The organism is Pseudomonas bubulae, from assembly GCF_900618535.1.
GTDB classification, from domain to species: Bacteria; Pseudomonadota; Gammaproteobacteria; order Pseudomonadales; family Pseudomonadaceae; genus Aquipseudomonas; species Aquipseudomonas bubulae.
The window spans coordinates 476,458-497,319 of record NZ_UYJA01000004.1 but is presented as its reverse complement, the minus strand read 5'-3'; the positions used below and the strand labels follow the sequence as shown (position 1 = coordinate 497,319).

Annotated in this window: 17 protein-coding genes; 7 read left to right on the top strand and 10 right to left on the bottom strand. The window is 57.4% G+C overall.

What is annotated here, in order from left to right; translation table 11 throughout:
- Positions 1 to 17: 17 nt before the first annotated feature.
- Both recF and gyrB read left to right on the top strand, forming a co-directional pair.
- Positions 18 to 1,121: a DNA replication/repair protein RecF gene (gene recF, locus PPTH39_RS16875; RefSeq protein WP_094999581.1), complete on the top strand. Its 1,104-nt coding sequence runs from the start codon at positions 18 to 20 to the stop codon at positions 1,119 to 1,121.
- Positions 1,122 to 1,126: 5 nt separating this feature from the next.
- Positions 1,127 to 3,544: a DNA topoisomerase (ATP-hydrolyzing) subunit B gene (gyrB, locus tag PPTH39_RS16870; protein ID WP_016782862.1), complete on the top strand. Its 2,418-nt coding sequence runs from the start codon at positions 1,127 to 1,129 to the stop codon at positions 3,542 to 3,544.
- Between the two features lie 71 nt (positions 3,545 to 3,615).
- Here the strand turns inward: gyrB and PPTH39_RS16865 are convergent, their stop codons facing one another.
- Entirely contained in the window at positions 3,616 to 4,503 is an 888-nt protein-coding gene (locus PPTH39_RS16865; RefSeq protein ID WP_095020603.1) for a LysR family transcriptional regulator, read from the bottom strand.
- A gap of 151 nt (positions 4,504 to 4,654) precedes the next feature.
- Between PPTH39_RS16865 and PPTH39_RS16860 the strand changes: the two genes are divergently transcribed.
- From PPTH39_RS16860 to PPTH39_RS16850, 3 genes are all read left to right on the top strand, one after another.
- Positions 4,655 to 6,316: a GMC family oxidoreductase gene (locus tag PPTH39_RS16860; protein WP_094999583.1), complete on the top strand. Its 1,662-nt coding sequence runs from the start codon at positions 4,655 to 4,657 to the stop codon at positions 6,314 to 6,316.
- 90 nt (positions 6,317 to 6,406) lie between these two features.
- Entirely contained in the window at positions 6,407 to 8,029 is a 1,623-nt protein-coding gene (locus tag PPTH39_RS16855) for an MFS transporter (RefSeq protein ID WP_094999584.1), read from the top strand.
- Positions 8,030 to 8,257: 228 nt separating this feature from the next.
- Entirely contained in the window at positions 8,258 to 9,475 is a 1,218-nt protein-coding gene (locus PPTH39_RS16850) for a class I SAM-dependent methyltransferase (protein WP_130872219.1), read from the top strand.
- A gap of 254 nt (positions 9,476 to 9,729) precedes the next feature.
- Here the strand turns inward: PPTH39_RS16850 and PPTH39_RS16845 are convergent, their stop codons facing one another.
- From PPTH39_RS16845 to glyQ, 4 genes are all read right to left on the bottom strand, one after another.
- Entirely contained in the window at positions 9,730 to 10,500 is a 771-nt protein-coding gene (locus PPTH39_RS16845; protein ID WP_094999585.1) for a lysophospholipid acyltransferase family protein, read from the bottom strand.
- Between the two features lie 77 nt (positions 10,501 to 10,577).
- Complete coding sequence (gene gmhB / locus PPTH39_RS16840; protein ID WP_165446529.1) at positions 10,578 to 11,117, bottom strand: D-glycero-beta-D-manno-heptose 1,7-bisphosphate 7-phosphatase; 540 nt, start codon at positions 11,115 to 11,117, stop codon at positions 10,578 to 10,580.
- Positions 11,118 to 11,121: 4 nt separating this feature from the next.
- Positions 11,122 to 13,176: a glycine--tRNA ligase subunit beta gene (gene glyS, locus PPTH39_RS16835; protein WP_094999587.1), complete on the bottom strand. Its 2,055-nt coding sequence runs from the start codon at positions 13,174 to 13,176 to the stop codon at positions 11,122 to 11,124.
- Positions 13,173 to 14,126, bottom strand: coding sequence for a glycine--tRNA ligase subunit alpha (glyQ, locus tag PPTH39_RS16830; protein ID WP_003437964.1), 954 nt, complete (start codon positions 14,124 to 14,126; stop codon positions 13,173 to 13,175). The genes glyS and glyQ overlap by 4 nt, the downstream gene beginning before the upstream one ends.
- Positions 14,127 to 14,207: 81 nt before the next feature.
- On the opposite strand from glyQ, the gene PPTH39_RS16825 reads away from it, so the two are divergent.
- Together PPTH39_RS16825 and PPTH39_RS16820 are read left to right on the top strand one after the other, a co-directional pair.
- Entirely contained in the window at positions 14,208 to 14,765 is a 558-nt protein-coding gene (locus tag PPTH39_RS16825; protein ID WP_095020604.1) for a DNA-3-methyladenine glycosylase I, read from the top strand.
- 183 nt (positions 14,766 to 14,948) lie between these two features.
- Positions 14,949 to 15,836: a lysophospholipid acyltransferase gene (locus PPTH39_RS16820; RefSeq protein ID WP_094999589.1), complete on the top strand. Its 888-nt coding sequence runs from the start codon at positions 14,949 to 14,951 to the stop codon at positions 15,834 to 15,836.
- 122 nt (positions 15,837 to 15,958) lie between these two features.
- On the opposite strand, the gene PPTH39_RS16815 is transcribed toward PPTH39_RS16820, so the two are convergent.
- From PPTH39_RS16815 to def, 5 genes are all read right to left on the bottom strand, one after another.
- Positions 15,959 to 16,270: a tetratricopeptide repeat protein gene (locus PPTH39_RS16815; protein WP_094999590.1), complete on the bottom strand. Its 312-nt coding sequence runs from the start codon at positions 16,268 to 16,270 to the stop codon at positions 15,959 to 15,961.
- A gap of 10 nt (positions 16,271 to 16,280) precedes the next feature.
- The gene (gene trkA / locus PPTH39_RS16810) at positions 16,281 to 17,657 is read right to left on the bottom strand and encodes a Trk system potassium transporter TrkA (protein WP_094999591.1); all 1,377 of its coding nucleotides are present in this window, start codon (positions 17,655 to 17,657) and stop codon (positions 16,281 to 16,283) included.
- Between the two features lie 20 nt (positions 17,658 to 17,677).
- The gene (gene rsmB, locus PPTH39_RS16805) at positions 17,678 to 18,988 is read right to left on the bottom strand and encodes a 16S rRNA (cytosine(967)-C(5))-methyltransferase RsmB (RefSeq protein WP_095017920.1); all 1,311 of its coding nucleotides are present in this window, start codon (positions 18,986 to 18,988) and stop codon (positions 17,678 to 17,680) included.
- Entirely contained in the window at positions 18,985 to 19,935 is a 951-nt protein-coding gene (fmt, locus tag PPTH39_RS16800; RefSeq protein WP_094999593.1) for a methionyl-tRNA formyltransferase, read from the bottom strand. Before fmt ends, rsmB begins: the two co-directional genes overlap by 4 nt.
- 207 nt (positions 19,936 to 20,142) lie before the next feature.
- The gene (gene def, locus PPTH39_RS16795) at positions 20,143 to 20,649 is read right to left on the bottom strand and encodes a peptide deformylase (RefSeq protein ID WP_016782844.1); all 507 of its coding nucleotides are present in this window, start codon (positions 20,647 to 20,649) and stop codon (positions 20,143 to 20,145) included.
- Positions 20,650 to 20,862: the final 213 nt, after the last annotated feature.

The window sequence follows — 20,862 nt, the reverse complement described above, 5'->3', positions numbered from 1 at the left end:
TGCACAGCCCACGCTAGATGTCCCTCAGTCGTGTCACAGTCACCGCGGTGCGTAACCTGCACCCGGTGACCTTCTCCCCCTCCCCCCGCATCAATATTCTGTACGGCGCCAACGGCAGCGGCAAAACCAGCGTGCTGGAAGCTATCCACCTGCTAGGGTTGGCGCGGTCGTTTCGCAGTGTGCGGCTGAACCCCGTTATCCAGCATGAGCAGCAGAGCTGTACAGTTTTTGGTCAGGTAGAACTGGCAGAAGGCGGACACAGTGCACTGGGTGTCTCGCGGGATCGTCAGGGGGAGTTCCAGATTCGTATCGACGGCCAGAATGCGCGCAGTGCTGCGCAATTGGCCGAGATACTTCCGCTGCAATTGATCAACCCGGACAGCTTCCGACTTCTTGAAGGGGCCCCAAAGATCCGCAGGCAATTTCTCGACTGGGGCGTGTTCCATGTTGAACCGCGGTTCATGTCGACCTGGCAGCGGCTACAGAAGGCCCTGCGGCAGCGGAACTCATGGCTGCGGCATGGTACACTCGACGCCGTTTCACAAGCGGCCTGGGACCGGGAACTGTGCCTGGCCAGTGCTGAAATTGATGAATACCGCCGCGCCTACATCAAAGCCTTGAAACCAGTCTTTGAGCAGACCCTGAGCGAGCTGCTGGATCTCCAGGGGTTAACGCTGAGCTATTACCGTGGTTGGGATAAAGACCGTGAGCTGAGTGCTGTACTCGCCGCGTCTGTCCACCGGGACCAGCAAATGGGGCATACCCAGGCGGGGCCACAACGTGCTGATTTGCGCCTTAAGCTGGGTGCAAATAACGCCGCAGATATTTTGTCGCGGGGGCAGCAGAAGTTGGTGGTCTGCGCGCTGCGCATCGCTCAGGGGCACTTGGTCAGCCAGGCCCGGCGAGGCCAATGTATTTATCTGGTGGATGACTTGCCGTCCGAACTGGACGAGCAGCATCGCAACGCACTGTGTCGCTTGTTGGAAGACTTACGCTGCCAGGTATTCATTACCTGTGTAGACCACGAATTATTGAGGGAAGGCTGGCAGACGGAAACGCCAGTTGCCCTGTTCCACGTGGAACAGGGCTGTATCACCCAGACCCACGACCATCGGGAGTGAAGGCATTGAGCGAAGAAAACACGTACGACTCAACGAGCATTAAAGTGCTGAAAGGCCTTGATGCCGTACGCAAACGTCCCGGTATGTACATTGGTGATACTGACGATGGCAGCGGTCTGCACCACATGGTGTTCGAAGTAGTCGACAACTCCATCGACGAAGCGCTGGCTGGCCATTGCGACGACATCACCATCACGATCCACCCGGACGAGTCCATCACCGTGCGCGATAACGGCCGCGGTATTCCGGTTGACGTGCATAAAGAAGAAGGCGTATCTGCAGCCGAGGTCATCATGACCGTGCTGCACGCCGGCGGTAAGTTCGATGACAACTCCTACAAAGTATCCGGCGGCTTGCACGGTGTAGGTGTTTCGGTGGTAAACGCCCTGTCCGAACTGCTGGTCCTGACTGTACGCCGCAGCGGCAAGATCTGGGAACAGACCTACGTCCACGGTGTTCCTCAGGCGCCTATGGCTATTGTGGGTGAAAGCGAAACCACGGGTACGCAGATCCACTTCAAGCCTTCGGCTGAAACCTTCAAGAATATCCACTTTAGCTGGGACATCCTGGCCAAGCGGATTCGTGAACTGTCCTTCCTGAACTCCGGTGTGGGTATCGTCCTCAAGGACGAGCGCAGCGGCAAGGAGGAGCTGTTCAAGTACGAAGGTGGCCTGCGTGCATTCGTTGATTACCTGAACACCAACAAGAACCCTGTGAACCAGGTGTTCCACTTCAATGTTCAGCGTGAAGACGGCATCGGCGTAGAAATCGCCCTGCAGTGGAACGACAGCTTCAACGAGAACCTGTTGTGCTTCACCAACAACATTCCACAGCGCGATGGTGGCACGCACTTGGTGGGCTTCCGCTCTGCCCTGACGCGTAACCTCAACACGTACATCGAAGCTGAAGGCCTGGCCAAGAAGCACAAGGTCGCCACCACCGGTGATGACGCCCGTGAAGGCTTGACTGCGATCATCTCGGTGAAAGTGCCGGATCCAAAGTTCAGCTCGCAGACTAAAGACAAGCTGGTGTCTTCCGAAGTGAAGACCGCTGTTGAACAGGAAATGGGCAAGTTCTTCTCCGACTTCCTGCTGGAACACCCGAACGAAGCCAAGTTGATTGTCGGCAAGATGATCGACGCAGCCCGTGCTCGTGAAGCTGCACGTAAAGCCCGTGAGATGACCCGTCGTAAAGGCGCGTTGGACATCGCGGGCTTGCCGGGCAAGCTGGCTGACTGCCAGGAAAAAGACCCTGCTCTGTCCGAACTGTACCTGGTGGAAGGTGACTCTGCTGGCGGCTCCGCCAAGCAGGGTCGCAACCGTCGTACCCAAGCCATCCTGCCGTTGAAAGGTAAAATCCTCAACGTCGAGAAAGCCCGTTTTGACAAGATGATCTCTTCGCAAGAAGTCGGCACCTTGATCACTGCGCTGGGCTGTGGCATCGGCCGCGAAGAGTACAACATCGACAAACTGCGCTATCACAACATCATCATCATGACCGATGCTGACGTTGACGGTTCGCACATCCGTACCCTGCTGCTGACCTTCTTCTTCCGTCAGTTGCCGGAGCTGATCGAGCGTGGCTACATCTACATCGCCCAGCCACCGTTGTACAAAGTGAAAAAGGGCAAGCAAGAGCAGTACATTAAAGACGACGAGGCCATGGAAGAGTACATGACCCAGTCGGCTCTTGAAGATGCCAGCCTGCACCTGAACGAAGATGCTCCTGGCATCTCCGGTGAGGCACTGGAGCGTCTGGTGTACGACTTCCGCATGGTGATGAAGACCCTCAAGCGTTTGTCGCGCCTGTACCCTCAGGAGCTGACCGAGCACTTCATCTACCTGCCGGCTGTAAGCCTTGAGCAGTTGGGTGACCACGCTGCCATGCAGGACTGGATGGCCAAGTTTGAAGAGCGTCTGCGTCTGGTCGAGAAATCGGGCCTGGTCTACAAAGCCAGCCTGCGTGAAGACCGTGAGCGTAATGTCTGGTTGCCAGAGGTCGAACTTATCTCCCACGGCCACTCGACGTTCATCACCTTCAACCGCGACTTCTTCGGCAGCAACGATTACAAAACCGTTGTGACCCTGGGCGCTCAACTGAGCACCCTGCTGGATGAAGGTGCCTATATTCAGCGTGGCGAACGTCGCAAGCAAGTGACCGAGTTCAAGGAAGCACTGGACTGGTTGATGGCTGAAAGCACCAAGCGTCACACCATCCAGCGCTACAAAGGTCTGGGTGAAATGAACCCGGATCAGCTCTGGGAAACCACGATGGACCCAAGCGTGCGTCGCATGCTGAAAGTCACCATCGAAGACGCGATCGGCGCCGATCAGATCTTCAACACCTTGATGGGCGATGCTGTAGAACCACGTCGTGAATTCATCGAGAGCAACGCACTGGCAGTGTCCAACCTGGATTTCTGATCCTGTTTTGACCCGCAGTACCCAAAAAGGCCAACGCTCAGCGTTGGCCTTTTTTAATGGCTAAAAAATGACTATGGCGCCAACAGCACCGCCCTCTCCTCGCGGCACAACTCCAGTAAAAAATCCCACACCACCCTCAACCTTACGGATTTGTGCAGTTCACGGCGGGTGCTGATCCAGTAACTGCGTTGCACAGACTCGCCCGGCAATACACGCACCAGGTCGGGGTCGTCAGCGGCCATGTAGTTGGGCAATACGGCGATACCCAGCCCGGCACGAGCGGCTTGTTGCTGGGCAATGACGCTGGTGCTGCGAAAGGTCACGGTCGGGGTGCGGCAGAAGGTATTGAGGAACAGCAGCTCCTGACTGAACAACAGGTCGTCGACGTAGCCGATCCAGTAGTGGTTGGCCAGATCGTCGCGGCTGTTCAGGGGCGGCGCCTTGTCCAGATAAAGGCGGCTGGCATAGAGCGCGAGCCGGTAGTCAGTGAGTTTTCGAGTTATCAACAGGTCGGCGTTGGGACGCTCCAGATGAATACTGATTTCTGCTTCGCGGTTGAGGATGCTGACGAAGCGCGGTACTGCGACCAGTTCCACCTCCAGACCTGGATAACGCTCAAATAAACCCCGCAGTCGCGAGGTGATAAACATGATGCCAATGCCCTCGGTGACACCCAGACGGATTTTGCCCAAGGGGGTGAGGGACTGATTGATTTCTTCCTGGGCCAGCAGTGCGACGTTTTCCATCGCTTCGGCATGTTTGAGCAAGGCTTGCCCGGCCGGGGTCAGTTCGTACCCCTGAGCATATTGCACAAATAAAGCCGCGCCCAAGTGTTGCTCGATGCTCTCAATATGCCGGGCAACGGTGCTATGGGTGGTGTTCAGGCGCTTGGCGGCGGTGAGTAAACGTCCGCTGCGCTGCAACTCCAGGAAGTACCGCATGTCATTCCAGTCGAACATGATCAACCCCCAGAGCGCTACATCAGATGTGGCTTACGGATGACTGTGCAAAAACGCACAAGCCATGGGTGAAATCTCGCGTTTGCAACACGAAAATAATCAATAGGATGGTGTAGGACAAGAACAATAAATAAAAGGCGCGAGGTGATACATGCCATCAGCCAACAAGGTGTACGACTACATCATCGTGGGTGCCGGGCCTGCAGGTTCAGTGCTGGCCAATCGGCTGTCTGCCGATCCTCGCCACAACGTGTTGCTGCTCGAAGCGGGCGGGCAAGATAACTACCCGTGGATCCATATTCCTGTGGGTTACCTGTATTGCATCGGTAACCCGCGCACCGACTGGTGTTTCAAGACCGAAACCCAGGCCGGTTTGCAAGGTCGCAGCCTGAGCTACCCACGGGGTAAGGTCTTGGGCGGCAGCTCGTCCATCAACGGCATGATTTATATGCGCGGCCAGGCGGGTGATTACAACCGCTGGGCCGAGTTGGGCAATTCGGGCTGGGGCTGGGATGACGTATTGCCATTGTTCAAACGCAGCGAAAAGCACTTTGCCGGCAATTCTGAGCTGCATGGCAGTGAAGGTGAGTGGCGGGTTGAGCAGCAGCGCTATTCATGGCCGATTCTGGACGCGTTTCGTGACGCTGCCGCGCAAAGCGGAATTGCCAGCGTCAGCGATTTCAACGGTGGCGATAACCAGGGCTGTGGATACTTTCAAGTCAACCAGCGCTCCGGTGTGCGCTGGAATGCCTCAAAGGCTTTTCTGCGGCCGATACTCAAGCGCCCCAACCTGACGGTTTTGACCGACGTGCAAGTCGACAAAGTGCTGCTTGAAAACGGCCGGGCCACCCAGGTCAGTGCGCGCTGGCAAGGCGCACAGCATACCTTCACGACCGGTTGCGAGATTATCCTTTGCGCCGGTTCGATTGGCTCTCCTGGCATCTTGCAGCGCTCGGGTATTGGCCCGCGGCCTTTGCTCGAAAGCCTGGGGATAACTGTGCTGCATGAGCTGCCCGGGGTGGGGGGGAATTTGCAGGACCACTTGCAGTTACGCTTGATCTTCAAACTGACCAAGGCCCGAACCCTCAACCAGGTCGCCAATAGCGTGTGGGGTAAAGTCGGCATGGGCCTGCGATATGCCTACGACCGCAGTGGTCCTTTGGCGATGGCCCCCAGTCAGCTGGGGGCGTTCGTCAAATCCGACCCTGATCAGTTATCTGCCAACTTGCAATACCACGTCCAGCCGCTGTCCCTTGAGCGTTTTGGCGAGCCGCTGCACACCTTCCCGGCCTTTACCGCCTCGGTGTGCAACTTGCGACCAAAAAGCCGGGGGCGCGTGGATATCCGTTCGGCAAACCCGGATGACGCACCGCTGATCGACCCCAATTACCTGAGCCACCCTGATGATCTGAAGGTAGCAGCCGATGCCATACGCCTGACTCGGCGTATCGTGGCCAGCGCAGCTCTGCAGGCCTTTACCCCTGAGGAATATCTGCCAGGCAAGGACTTGCAGACCGAACAAGAGCTGTACGACGCAGCTGCCCGTATTGGTACGACGATTTTTCACCCCGTGGGCACTTGCCGCATGGGCCAGGACGCCGAGGCAGTGGTCGATGCCCAATTGCGCGTTCATGGGGTACCGGGTTTGAGGGTGGCAGACGCTTCGATCATGCCCAGCATCGTGTCGGGTAATACCTGTTCTCCGACCCTGATGATTGGCGAAAAAGCCGCGCAGCTGATTTTGCAGGCTTCGCTTGAAACACCGCAGTACACAGCAGGCGTTAACCGCACGGCAGCTATACCGGTCGCCTGAAGGCGATCGTGGTTTCGGGCGCAGTCATCCGGAACCGGCAGTGGACAACAACAATAATCACTGTGGCCCATAGGGCCGAGGACTTTGCACATGTCAGACGCACTTGCACAACAGGCGGCTACCGTCAAAGGAACGACCGGGCGCGAAGAGCGCAAGATCATTTTTGCGTCATCCCTCGGGACCGTTTTCGAGTGGTATGACTTTTTCTTGTATGGCGCTTTGGCCACCGTGCTCAGCAAGCAGTTCTTTGCTGGGGTCAACGACACCACGGCGTTTATTTTTGCCTTGATGGCCTTCGCCGCAGGCTTTTTGGTGAGACCCTTCGGGGCACTGGTGTTCGGTCGATTGGGTGACATGATCGGGCGTAAATACACCTTCCTCATGACCATCATCTTGATGGGTTTATCGACCTTCGCTGTCGGCCTGTTGCCGACCTACGCCAGCATCGGTATCGCTGCCCCGATCATGCTCGTGGTATTGCGCATGCTCCAGGGGCTGGCGCTGGGCGGTGAATACGGCGGTGCAGCCACTTACGTGGCTGAACACGCCGCACCGGGCAAGCGTGGCTTCAACACCAGCTGGATTCAATCGACTGCCACCTTGGGTTTGTTGTTGTCGCTGCTGGTGGTGCTGAGTTGCCGGTACCTGACCGGTGACCAGTTTGAAGTCTGGGGCTGGCGCCTGCCGTTTCTGCTGTCCATCGTGCTGCTGGGCATCTCGACCTGGATTCGCATGAGCATGCACGAGTCGCCAGCGTTCGTGAAAATGAAAGCCGAAGGTAAAACCAGCAAGTCGCCGATCCGCGAATCGTTCGGTAAATGGGAAAACCTCAAGATCGTGCTGATTGCCCTGTTCGGTATCAACGCTGGCCAGGCGGTAACCTTCTATACCGCGCAGTTCTATGTGCTGTTTTTCCTGACACAGATGCTCAAGATGGACCCGGCCCAGGCCAATCTCTTACTGATTATCAGCGTAGTAATCGGGGCACCGTTCTTTATATTCTTCGGCTGGCTGTCTGACCGTGTGGGGCGCAAGCCGATCCTGATGCTTGGCCTGTTATTGGCCACAGTCCTGTACTTTCCGCTGTTCAAAGCATTGAGCCATTACGCCAACCCGCAGATTGATACCGCCAGCCGTCAATCACCGATTGTGGTCATGGCCGACCCGGGCACCTGCACCTTCCAGTTTGACCCGGTAGGCAAGGCACGTTTTGACAGCCCGTGCGACAAGGTTAAAACCTTCCTGGTGAAGCAGGGCTTGCCGTATACCTCACAGTCGGCTGCACCGGGCGCTGAAGTTCAAGTGTCGGTAGGTGAACAGAAAATCAGCGGTTTTGACGAAGCGGCCATGCGCGCAGCGATAACCGAAGCGGGTTACCCGGCCAAGGCTGATCCAGGCGCGGTCAACCAGCCAATGGTTGTACTGGTGATGGTACTACTGACACTCATTGCCACCATGACCTACGGCCCACTGGCAGCCGTGATGGTAGAGCTGTTCCCGACTCGCATCCGCTACACCTCAATGTCCCTGCCCTACCATATCGGCAACGGCTGGTTCGGTGGTTTTCTGCCCACCGTGTCGTTTGCACTGGTGGTCTACACCGGGGATATCTTCTATGGCCTGTGGTACCCGGTGGTGATCACCGGGGTCAGCCTGGTGGTGGGCATGCTGTGCCTCAAGGAAACGAGGAATGTGAATATCGACAAGGTCTAAGTAACCCGCCTTCCCTTTGAGCGAGCGGTGGAGCGAAGAGCCCCACCGCCTTCCACATTCCCGAACTTGAACGTGGCAATAAAGCCCCATTCAATAACCTGCCCCTCTGTTGTTGTGGTCGGGTCGTCCAAAGCTTTGGACAAGGGCTCATACAAAGTCTCTGGAACCCGCTTTGCTGATAATCCTACTTATAGCCTAGAACGATCATCAGCGAATAAGGAACTCTGTATGTTGCAACTTATCTCACTCTCTCCTAGGGCATTCGACGGTCCATTGGAAAGCTTCGAACCTGTCCAACATCGACTGGACTCAAAGAGTAATTACTTTATCCATGACTATTTAAAGTTGCACGGCGAGAATATTGGCCGACATGCTGATCTTTCCAAAGTACTGACCTATCACTGCGACTCGGATTCTTTTTCAATCAGCAATGAGTACAAGGAACGCTTGATTGCCGATATGATGGGCCTCGCCAAGGACGTTTCACGAAAGCTTCCCAACGCCGTTTTTATAGAAAAACTGTGCGATTGGTATAGAAACGCGACAACGATCAATAAACAATCCGTTGCGACTGATGTCACTGCTCACCTCAGCAGAAAGGGTAATGACATCGCCACTATGATCATGGAGGTGAATCCAGATTTGGGCCGCGGTTCGAACAAGCTCAAGGTTTTGGATATCGGCGGAAATGACGGCAAGCTGACGTCCTATGTATCCGCCAGTCTGGCCGAGGCCAGCGGCATATATGTCGAGCCCTATGTCCTGGAAGTCGATACTGAAACAGGATGGGACGAAAACAGCAAAACGGTGCAACTCGAGAGTCGCAAGAATTGTGCATCCGTTAAAAAGATCATTTATGACGGCACTAGCATGAGCAGCGGCAAAGTGGCAGGGAGCGATTGTGCAAACCCATTAGTGGAAGGTGGAAAGTTTGATTGCGTCATGTATCAGCATTCACTGCATCACTTTCCCTCCGACGGGGTGCAACAATACAGTATCAAACAAGCCGCCGATCTGCTCAAGGAGGGGGGCGTACTGAGCATCACCGAGCACTCCAGTCGCCTGAGCGGAGATGATATCGACCTGATGCATGTGGTCATTGAGTTGTATAAGAAGCTCCATGAAAACCCGGATATATCGCCCGCACAACTGGAGCGAACCTACAATCAATATATGGAAGCTGAAACACCTGCCAATTATATGTCCCAAGAAAGACTGATCGCCATGGCCACCAATGCTGGATTTACCCCGGTGACGGTCACCCCTACGAGTCCGGGCCCAGACAATGCGTATTCGATAAACTTCGTCAAAGGTGATCAAAAGATGATCGAAAAAACCAGACAGCTGGAAAATCTGGTGTATCCGGCGTCAACCCTCAAGGCCGATCAGTTGAAGTACCAGACCACGTTCATCCCGCATCTGACACGCAGCAATAGCTTTTCCTGACAGCAATGTTGGTTAGGTTGCGATGAATCCAGATATCTTGAATTTACCAAGGTGCAGGATGGCCGCGCGGTAGAAGCAATGAATCGACAGGCACAAAAAACCGGCTGATATAAGCCGGTTTTTTTTGCGCTTAGAAAAACTTATGCACGTATTTAGGTGAAAACTTACAGTCTGAAATAAGCATGAAAATCATAGGCTTACGTCTGTTTTTTCACAAAAAAAGAAAACTTGTGCACAAGTTATCCACAATTTGCTTAGTTCACAATCGTTTCAGAAGGTTTAGCTATAGGAGGCAACGAACCCATGTCGCGCTGAGCCTGCTCGTTCCAGGCCTGTACCCGGTCGTTCAGCTCGGCAATGGCCCGTGGACCGCTGCCGTTGGCGTACATCGGTTCACCGATGACCAGCTCGATGGTGCCAGCCTTTTTCGCCCAGCCCGTCTTGGGCCAGAACTTGCCCGCGTTGTGGGCAATCGGTAGTACCGGTAGTTCGGCGTTGACCGCCAGAGCCGTGCCCCCCCGGGAAAATTTTCCCACCTGGCCAAACGGCACGCGGGTGCCTTCCGGGAAGATCAGCACCCAAATGTTGTCCTTGAGCAGCTCATCACCCTTTTTTGCAATGTGCTTGAGTGCAGCCTTGGGGTTGTCACGGTCGATGGCAATCGGGCGCAGCATCGCCATCGCCCAGCCAAAAAACGGCACATACAGCAATTCGCGTTTGAGTACCTGGCTCAACGGCTGAAAGTAGGCCGAGAGAAAAAACGTCTCCCAGGTACTTTGGTGGTTGGCCAGAATCACGCACGGTCGTTGCGGGATGTTTTCTGCGCCCGTAACCCGAACGTCAATTTTCAAGAACACCCGTGTCAGCCACAGCGCGCAGCGGCACCAGTAAACATTGATAAACCGATAGCGCGCACGGAACGGCAAAAACGGAGCGACAAAAAAGCTCAGCGAGCACCACAGCAGAGAGCTGGTGCCCAGCAGCAGGTAAAAGAAGAAGGTTCTGATGGCCTGCAGTATCGACATAGCGGCTTTTACCGTTGCGGATAAAGCATAAGGGAACAGGCCAGCGCATAACGTGCAGGCCAGTGTTCGAACATGCTTTATTTGTGGATAAGTTCTGCGGCGACTGCCGCCAGATCGTCAAATACTAGAGTATTAACCGGTAACTCTTTGGCCAATGTCTGTAGGCCCTTTCCGGTTTTTACCAAAACTGGCTGAGAATCGACGGCTTGCGCAGCCTGCAAGTCACCCAAACTGTCACCGACGAACCAACATTGGGCCAAATCAACGCCGTAATGGTTGGCAATCGTTTGCAACATGCCAGGTTTGGGCTTACGGCAAGCGCAACCCGCGTCAGGTCCGTGTGGGCAATAGACAATCAATCCGACCTCGCCACCCTGCTCTGCCACCAGCGCCCGCAAGCGGGCGTGCATGGCGTCCAGCGTGGCAACATCATAGTAGCCGCGGGCAATGCCGGACTGGTTGGTCGCGATGGCGACTGTCCAGCCGGCCTTGCTCAACTGCGCAATGGCCTCGATCGCGCCGGGCAGTGGTTGCCACTCCTCGACTGACTTGATGTAAGCGTCGGAGTCGTAATTGATTACTCCGTCCCGATCGAGAATCAGCAGTTTCAACGGCAACCCCTCAGCCCAGCAGTGAAATATCGGCAACACCCAGGAACAGGCCACGCAGACGGGCCAGCAAGGCGTAGCGGTTAGCCCGCACGCTCGGGTCTTCTGCGTTGATCATCACCGCTTCGAAGAACGCATCCACCGGCTCGCGCAACGAGGCCAGACGGGTCAGGGCTTCGTTGTACTGACGGGCAGCAGCCATTGGCTGTACGGCCTCGTCGGCCTTCTGGATGGCCGAGAACAGCGAGAACTCACAAGCATTGTCGAAATAGCGGGCTTCAACGTGGGTCGAAACCGTGCCTTCAACCTTGCTCAGCAGGTTCGAAACGCGTTTGTTCACGGCGGCCAGTGCAGCGGCTTCCGGCAACTGGCGGAACGCTTGTACGGCTTGCACGCGCTGATCGAAGTCCAGCGCCGACGTTGGGTTGAGGGCACGTACCGACAGGTAAGTGGCCACGTCCACGCCTTCGTCTTCGTAACGCGCACGCAGGCGGTCGAAGATGAATTCCAGAACCTGATCTGCCAGACCGGCCGACTTGATCTTGGCCCCGAAAGCGCTGACAGCGAATTTCACTGCTTCAGTCAGGTCGAGGTCGAGTTTCTTGTCGATCAGGATGCGCAGGATACCCAGCGCTGCACGACGCAGTGCGTACGGGTCTTTGCTGCCTGTAGGCAACATGCCAATGCCGAAAATACCCACCAGGGTGTCGAGCTTGTCGGCGATGGCCACTGCAGCACCGGTCAGGGTGCTCGGCAACTCGGCGCCCGCGCCACGCGGCATGTACTGCTCGTTCAACGCCAGGGCGACGTCTTCAGGCTCGCCGTCATTCAGCGCGTAGTAGTAACCGGCAATGCCTTGCATCTCCGGGAACTCGCCGACCATTTCCGTGGCCAGGTCGCACTTGGACAGCAAACCGGCACGGGCGGCACGCGGTGCGTCACCGCCAATGCGCGGGGCAATGAATGCCGCCAGTTTCGAAACACGCTCAGCCTTGTCGTAAACACTGCCCAGTTGGGCCTGGAATACCACGTTTTGCAGACGCAGGTTGAAGCTCTCGAGTTTTTGCTTCTTGTCTTGCTTGAAGAAGAACTCGGCATCGGTCAGGCGCGGGCGAACCACTTTCTCGTTACCCGAGATGATCTGCTGCGGGTCTTTGCTCTCGATGTTGGCCACGGTAATAAAGCGCGGGAGCAATTTGCCATCGACGTCCAGCAGGCAGAAGTACTTCTGGTTGTCCTGCATGGTGGTGATCAGGGCTTCTTGCGGGACGTCCAGGAAGCGCTCTTCAAACGAGCACACCAGCGGCACCGGCCATTCAACCAGCGCGGTCACTTCGTCGAGCAGGGCCGGCGGCACGATAGCGCTGCCTTCCTGCATCGTCGCCAGCTCGGCCACACGCTTGGAAATCAGCTCGCGACGCTCAAAGAAATCGGCCAGCACGTAGGCTTTGCGCAGGTCTTCGGCGTAGTTGGCCGGGGCGCTGATGCGCACGTTTTCCGGGTGATGGAAGCGGTGGCCACGGGACTCACGACCGGCTTTTTGCGCAAGGATCGTGCAATCGATGACCTCGTCGCCCAGCAGCATGACCAGCCACTGGGTTGGACGTACGAACTCGACCTTGCGCGCGCCCCAGCGCATACGCTTGGGGATCGGCAAGTCATTGAGCGAGTCTTCAACGATGGTCGGCAGCAGGCTGGCGGTCGGCTTGCCGACGATCACCTGGCTGAAACGCAGTTTTGGGCCGCTCTGGTCGATTTCGCTCAGCTCAACGCCGCATTTTTTGGCAAAGCCAAGGGCTGCCTGGGTCGGGTTGCCTTCGGCATCGAAAGCAGCTTGACGTGGCGGGCCGTCGATATTGATGCTGCGGTCAGGCTGCTGGGTTTCCAGCTGGGTCAGCAGAACGGCCAGGCGGCGCGGTGCGGCGTAGACTTTTTTCGCGCTGAATTTCAGACCGGCTGTTTGCAGGCCTTTTTCAATCCCGGCGAGAAATGCATCAGCCAGGGTATTGAGGGCTTTTGGTGGCAGTTCTTCAGTGCCCAGTTCAACCAGAAAATCTTGAGCACTCATTGTGCTGCCTCCAACTTAGCCAACACTTCATCACGTAAATCCGGCGGAGCCATCGGGAAGCCCAGCTTGGCGCGAGCTTCAAGGTAGGCCTGAGCCACCGAACGCGCCAGGGTACGCACACGCAGGATGTATTGCTGACGCGCGGTCACGGAAATGGCGCGGCGGGCATCCAGCAGGTTGAACGTGTGGGATGCCTTGAGCACCATTTCGTAGCTTGGCAACGGCAAAGGCTGGTCGAGTTCGATCAGGCGCTTGGCTTCGCTTTCATAGAAATCGAACAGTTCGAACAGTTTGTCGACGTTGGCGTGTTCGAAGTTGTAAGTCGACTGCTCGACTTCGTTCTGATGGAACACGTCGCCGTAGGTCACTTTGCCGAACGGGCCGTCAGTCCATACCAGGTCGTAGACAGAATCCACGCCCTGCAGGTACATAGCCAAACGCTCAAGGCCGTAGGTGATTTCGCCGGTAACCGGGTAGCACTCAATGCCGCCTACTTGCTGGAAGTAGGTGAACTGGGTGACTTCCATACCGTTGAGCCAGATTTCCCAGCCCAGACCCCAGGCGCCCAGTGTTGGCGATTCCCAGTTGTCTTCTACGAAACGGATATCGTGGACCAGTGGGTCCAGGCCGATATGTTTCAGCGAACCCAGGTACAGCTCCTGGAAGTTTGGCGGGTTTGGCTTCAAAACCACCTGGAACTGGTAGTAGTGCTGCAAACGGTTCGGGTTTTCGCCGTAGCGGCCGTCAGTCGGACGACGACTGGGCTGCACATAAGCGGCGTTCCAGGTTTCCGGGCCCAGAGAGCGCAAAAACGTGGCGGTATGGAATGTGCCGGCGCCCACTTCCATATCGTAGGGCTGAAGCACCACACAACCTTGCTCGGCCCAGTATTGCTGGAGGGCGAGGATCAAGTCTTGGAAGGTACGCACTGCTGGCGTAGGCTGGCTCACAAATTCACCTGTTTCTTGGGCTGCGATTTAAAGAGCGGGAGTATACCCGATTCGGTCGCCCCTCCACCCCCTGGAGCCTATATGCCACGTTGCTTCTGGTGTTCAGAAGATCCGCTGTATGCCGCTTATCACGATCAAGAGTGGGGCGTGCCGTTGCGCGATGCGCATGGGCTGTTCGAGTTGTTATTGCTCGAAGGGTTCCAGGCAGGTTTGTCATGGATCACGGTTTTGAAGAAGCGCGAGCACTATCGCAAGGTCATGTTTGGCTTTGATGTGCAGCGTTTGGCAGTTATGACGGACACTGAAATCGAGGTTTTGTTGCAGGATCCGGGGATTATCCGCAACCGTCTCAAGGTGGCCGGAGCACGACGCAATGCCCGGGCCTGGCTGGCTCTGGACAACCCGGTGGAGTTTTTATGGTCGTTTGTTGGGGGTAAACCGAAGATCAACCACTTTACTGAACGCCATGAATTCCCTGCGGTGACGCCAGAGGCCGAAGCCATGAGCAAAGGCCTGAAAAAAGCCGGTTTTACGTTCGTCGGCCCGACCATTTGCTACGCCTTTATGCAGGCCAGCGGCATGGTTATGGACCATGCCACGTATTGCGACCGTTACGCGGAACTGGCCAACGGCGGTTAGAATGTCTTTTTTCGCCACACGCATAACCCGTAGCAGCTGCCGAAGGCTGCGTCCGGCGGCGCAGCCGTCGTGAAGTCAGGCCCTGCGATGTGTCAGTAAAATCAAGCACTCAGCATTTACGATTGCTTCGCAATCGGACGCAGCCTTCGGCAGCTGCTACGAGTGCTTTCGAGAGATTATTCTGTGGAAAAGTTTAAAGGCGCCTTGCTGGTCGGGGCTTTGCGATTGTTTGCCATGCTCCCGTGGAGCGCGGTGCAACGCGTGGGCTCGGCCATTGGCTGGTTGATGTGGAAACTGCCTAATCGTTCGCGCGATGTGGTGCGGATCAACCTGGCCAAATGCTTCCCCGAAATGGACCCGGTCGCCCGTGAGCAACTCGTGGGCCAGAGCCTCAAGGACATCGGTAAAAGCCTGACCGAGAGCGCGTGCGCCTGGATCTGGCCGGCCCAGCGTTCGATTGACCTGGTGCGTGAAGTCGAAGGTCTGGACGTGCTCAAGGACGCCCTGGCCTCAGGCAAGGGCGTGGTAGGCATCACCAGCCATCTGGGCAACTGGGAAGTGCTCAACCACTTCTATTGCAGCCAGTGCAAGCCGATCATTTTTTACCGCCCGCCCAAGCTCAAGGCTGTGGATGAATTGCTGCAAAAGCAACGCGTTCAGCTGGGCAACCGCGTGGCGGCATCGACCAAAGAAGGCATCCTGAGCGTGATCAAGGAGGTGCGCAAAGGTGGTCAGGTGGGCATTCCGGCAGATCCGGAGCCCGCTGAGTCGGCCGGTATTTTTGTGCCGTTCCTCGGCACGATGGCCCTGACCAGCAAGTTTGTGCCCAATATGCTGGCGGGCGGCAAAGCGGTGGGCGTGTTCCTCCACGCATTGCGCTTGCCCGACGGTTCGGGTTTCAAAGTGATTCTGGAAGCGGCGCCCGAAGAGATGTACAGCACCGATACGGCGACCTCGTGCGCGGCCATGAGCAAGGTGGTCGAGAAGTATGTGCGGGCGTACCCGAGCCAGTACATGTGGAGCATGAAGCGCTTCAAGAAGCGTCCGCCGGGTGAGGCGCGCTGGTACTGACCAAACATGCATCCCGTGGGAGCGAGCCTGCTCGCGAAGGTTTCACAAGCGCCGCGATTATCTAACGATCTTCGCGAGCAGGCTCGCTCCCGCATCAAGTTCCCAATATGAAGCTGGATGAATTACTGCGACTTATCCAGCTTCTTCAAAAACACCGTCATTTCTTTCTCGGCCTGCTTGTCGCCATGGGCCTGAGCCGCTGCAATCCCCTGCTCCCATGCCGCCCGCGCTGCCGCACGATCCCCCGCCGCCAGCTGCGCCTTGCCCAGCAGCTTCCAGGCCGCCGAATACTTGGGGTCAAAGCCGACGCAACGCTGCAGATGCTCCGCCGCTTTCAAGTTATCCCCAAGGTCCAGATAGCCCTTGCCCAGGCCAAAGCGCAGCAATGAGTTATCCACACCCTTGGCGAGCATCTTTTCCAGTGATTCCAGCATCCCTGACTCCTTAGAAAAAACTCAAGCCCACATGAAACAGCTTCTCTACGTCGCGAATATGCTTTTTATCCACAAGGAACAGGATCACATGGTCGCCGGCATTGATGACGGTAGAGTCGTGGGCGATCAGCACTTCTTCGTCGCGAATGATCGCGCCAATCGTGGTCCCCGGTGGCAAGTTGATTTCACCGATGCTGCGGCCAATCACCTTGCTCGACTTGGAGTCACCGTGGGCGATGGCTTCGATGGCCTCCGCCGCACCGCGGCGCAGTGAGTGCACACTGACGATATCGCCTCGGCGTACGTGGGCCAGCAAGGTGCCGATGGTGGCCAGCTGCGGACTGATGGCGATATCGATTTCGCCACCCTGGATCAGGTCCACATAGGCCGGGTTGTTGATGATGGTCATCACCTTCTTCGCGCCCAGGCGCTTGGCCAGCAGCGAGGACATGATATTGGCCTCGTCATCGTTGGTCAGGGCCAGGAACACGTCGGCATCGGCGATGTTCTCTTCGAGCATCAAGTCGCGGTCCGAGGCGCTACCTTGCAGCACAACTGTACTGTCGAGCGTGTCGGACAAATAGCGGCAACGTGCAGGATTCATCTCTATGATTTTGACCTGGTAACGGCTTTCAATGGCCTCGGCCAGGCGCTCGCCGATCTGTCCGCCGCCAGCAATGACAATACGCTTGTAGCTTTCGTCAAGGCGGCGCATTTCGCTCATTACTGCGCGAATATTGGCTCTGGCGGCGATGAAAAATACTTCGTCGTCAGCCTCGATGATGGTATCGCCACGGGGTGTAATTGGCCGATCGCGTCGGAAAATCGCCGCGACTCGTGTATCCACATTCGGCATGTGCTCGCGTAGCTGGCGCAATTGCTGACCAATCAGCGGGCCACCGTAATACGCCTTGACCGCGACCAACTGCGCCTTGCCCTCGGCAAAGTCGATCACCTGCAAAGCACCGGGGTGTTCGATCAGGCGCTTGATGTAGTTGGTGACCACCTGCTCGGGGCTGATCAGCACGTCGACCGGGATGGCGTCGTTATCAAACAACTCCTCGCCGCGTGTCAGATAAGCCGCTTCTCGAACACGGGCGATTTTGGTCGGGGTGTGAAACAGCGTGTAGGCCACCTGGCACGCGACCATATTGGTCTCGTCGCTGTTGGTCACGGCCACCAGCATGTCGGCGTCATCTGCACCCGCCTGGCGCAGCACATTGGGCAGCGAGGCGCGGCCCTGCACGGTGCGGATGTCGAGGCGGTCACCCAGGTCGCGCAGGCGTTCGCCATCGGTGTCGACCACGGTGATGTCGTTGGCTTCGCTGGCCAGATGTTCTGCCAGCGTACCGCCGACCTGGCCTGCGCCGAGGATGATGATTTTCATGCCGTCATTTCCTGGAACCGTTAGCTGCGTGCGGCAGCGATCTTGATCAGTTTGGCGTAATAGAAACCGTCATGCCCACCTTCTTGCGCCAGCAACTGGCGGCCGTGGGGTTGTTTGATACCGAACTGACCGGCGATATCCAGCTCGCGGGCACCCGGTGTCCGGGCCAGAAACGCTTCGATCACCTCGGTGTTTTCGGTCGGCAGCGTCGAACAGGTGGCGTAAAGCAAGATGCCACCGACTTCCAGGGTTGGCCACATCGCGTCCAGCAGTTCGCCTTGCAGGGTGGCGAGTGCGGCGATGTCGTCCGGTTGGCGGGTCAGCTTGATGTCTGGATGACGGCGGATAACACCCGTTGCTGAGCAAGGCGCATCCAGCAAAATGCGCTGGAAAGGTTTGCCGTCCCACCAGGTTGCGGTATCGCGGCCGTCAGCCGCAATCAACTCGGCACTCAGGCCCAGACGTTCAAGGTTCTCGCGAACGCGCACCAGGCGCTTGGCTTCCAGGTCCACGGCTACCACGCCGGCGAGCTTGGGCTCGACTTCCAGGATGTGGCAGGTCTTGCCGCCGGGGGCGCAGCAGGCGTCGAGTACACGCTGGCCCGGGGCCAGATCGAGCAAATCGGCAGCCAGCTGGGCGGCTTCGTCCTGGACACTGATCCAGCCTTCGGCAAAGCCTGGCAGATTGCGTACATCGCAGGCCGCAGCCAGCACGATGCCGTCCTGGCTAAAGGTGCAAGGTTGAGCTTCGATCCCTGCCTCGACCAGCAACTGCAGATACGCATCACGACTGTGATGGCGACGGTTGACCCGCAAGATCATCGGCGGGTGCGCATTGTTGGCTGCACAGATGGCTTCCCATTGCTCAGGCCAAAAAGCCTTCAGGGATTTTTGCAGCCAGCGTGGGTGCGCAGTACGCACCACCGGGTCACGCTCCAGCTCAGCCAGTAAGGCTTCGCTTTCTCGCTGTGCATTGCGCAATACGGCGTTAAGCAGGGCTTTGGCCCACGGCTTTTTCAGTTTGTCGGCGCAACCTACGGTTTCGCCGATGGCGGCGTGGGCCGGAATGCGGGTGTAGAGCAGTTGATACAAACCGACCAGCAGCAATGCCTCGACGTCAGCGTCGGCGGCCTTGAACGGTTTTTGCAGCAGCTTGTTGGCCAGCGCCGACAGGCGTGGCTGCCAGCGCGCGGTGCCGAAGGCCAGATCCTGGGTCAGACCGCGGTCACGTACCTCAACCTTGTCCAGTTGCAGCGGCAACGAACTGTTGAGCGATGCCTTGCCGTTGAGCACGGCAGTCAGGGCTTTGGCGGCGGCCAGACGAGGATTCATTGTGCGGCACCCAAAACTGTACCGACGGCGAATTTCTCACGGCGGCTGTTGAAAAAATCACTGAAGTTCAGCGCTTTGCCACCAGGCAATTGCAGGCGTGTGAGGCACAAGGCGCCTTCACCGCAACCCACGATCAGGCCGTCCTTGCTGGCGGCGAGAATCTGTCCCGGTGCACCTTGAGCGTCAGCCAGGTTTGCGGCCAGTACTTTGAGGGCTTCGCCATTGAGCGTGCTGTGGCAGATCGGCCACGGGTTGAAGGCGCGGATCAGGCGCTCCAGCTCAACGGCCGGGCGGCTCCAGTCGATGCGCGCTTCGTCCTTGTTCAACTTGTGGGCGTAGGTCGCCAGGCTGTCATCCTGGACTTCACCTTGCAGCGTCCCCGCCGCCAGACCGGCAATGGCCTGGATCACGGCCGGTGGGCCCAGTTCGGCCAGGCGGTCGTGCAGGCTGCCGCCGGTGTCATCGGCGGTGATTGCGGTCACGGACTTGAGCAGCATGGGGCCGGTGTCCAGACCCGCCTCCATACGCATTACGGTCACTCCGCTTTCACTGTCGCCGGCTTCGATGGCGCGCTGGATCGGCGCTGCTCCGCGCCAGCGTGGCAGCAAGGAGGCGTGGCTGTTGATGCAGCCCAGGCGCGGAATATCCAGCACCACTTGCGGCAGGATCAGGCCGTAGGCCACCACCACCAGCAGGTCCGGCTTGAGTGCAGCCAGTTCGGCCTGGGCCTCAGGGGCACGCAGGGTGGGTGGCTGCATCACTGTGATGTTGTGCTCCAGCGCCAGCTGTTTGACCGGGCTTGGCATCAGCTTTTGCCCGCGCCCTGCCGGACGGTCCGGCTGGGTGTAGACCGCGACGATCTCGTAAGGCGTGTCTAGCAGTGCCTTGAGGTGTTCGGCGGCGAATTCTGGGGTGCCGGCAAAGACGATGCGCAGTGGCTCAGTCATGGAATACTCACTTGGAATAGGGGGGCGCGGGAACTGACGGCAATGAGCCAGCGAACGGACCGGCTGGCTCATTTTCATGTGGGAGCGGGCTTGCTCGCGATGAGGGCTACCCGGTGTATCAGCAGAACCGTGTTGGCCCGATCGCGAGCAAGCCCGCTCCCACATCGGGTCCCTGCCAGTTCGGGAGTGTTGTGCGTTTTATGCCGATCAAGCGTTCTGGCGGTGCAGTTTTTCCAGTTTCTTCTTGATCCGGTCGCGCTTGAGCGTAGACAGGTAATCGACGAAGAGCTTGCCGTTGAGGTGGTCGCACTCATGCTGAATGCACACCGCCAACAGGCCTTCGGCGATCATTTCGAAAGGTTTGCCGTCACGGTCCAGCGCCTTGATCTTGACGCGCTGCGGGCGATCAACGTTCTCGTAGTAACCCGGTACCGACAGGCAGCCTTCCTGGTATTGGCCCATCTCGTCGGACAGGATCTCGAACTCGGGGTTGATAAACACCATCGGTTCGCTGCGATCTTCGCTCAGATCCATGACCACGATGCGTTTGTGCACGTTGACCTGGGTCGCGGCCAGGCCGATACCTGGCGCCTCGTACATGGTTTCAAACATGTCATCGATCAACTGACGGACTTCGTCGTCCACAACCGCCACGGGTTTGGCGATGGTACGCAGACGCGAGTCTGGGAATTCGAGGATGTTCAAAATAGCCATAAGTTTGTTTGGTGCACTGTGTGAAAGATTCAAAAACGGTTGTCAGGTGGGTCCTGGGGACTCGAGCAACCTGTGCAAAACGTCTCCTTCAGAGAGAGCCCGCTCGGGCTCAGGCGTTTCACGCGAGAGCACATAATAAAGGGATTCACCCACGGATGAAACGACTAGCTGCCGGGCTGCACCTGTGCATGTCTCAATTTGAAACCAACCTGC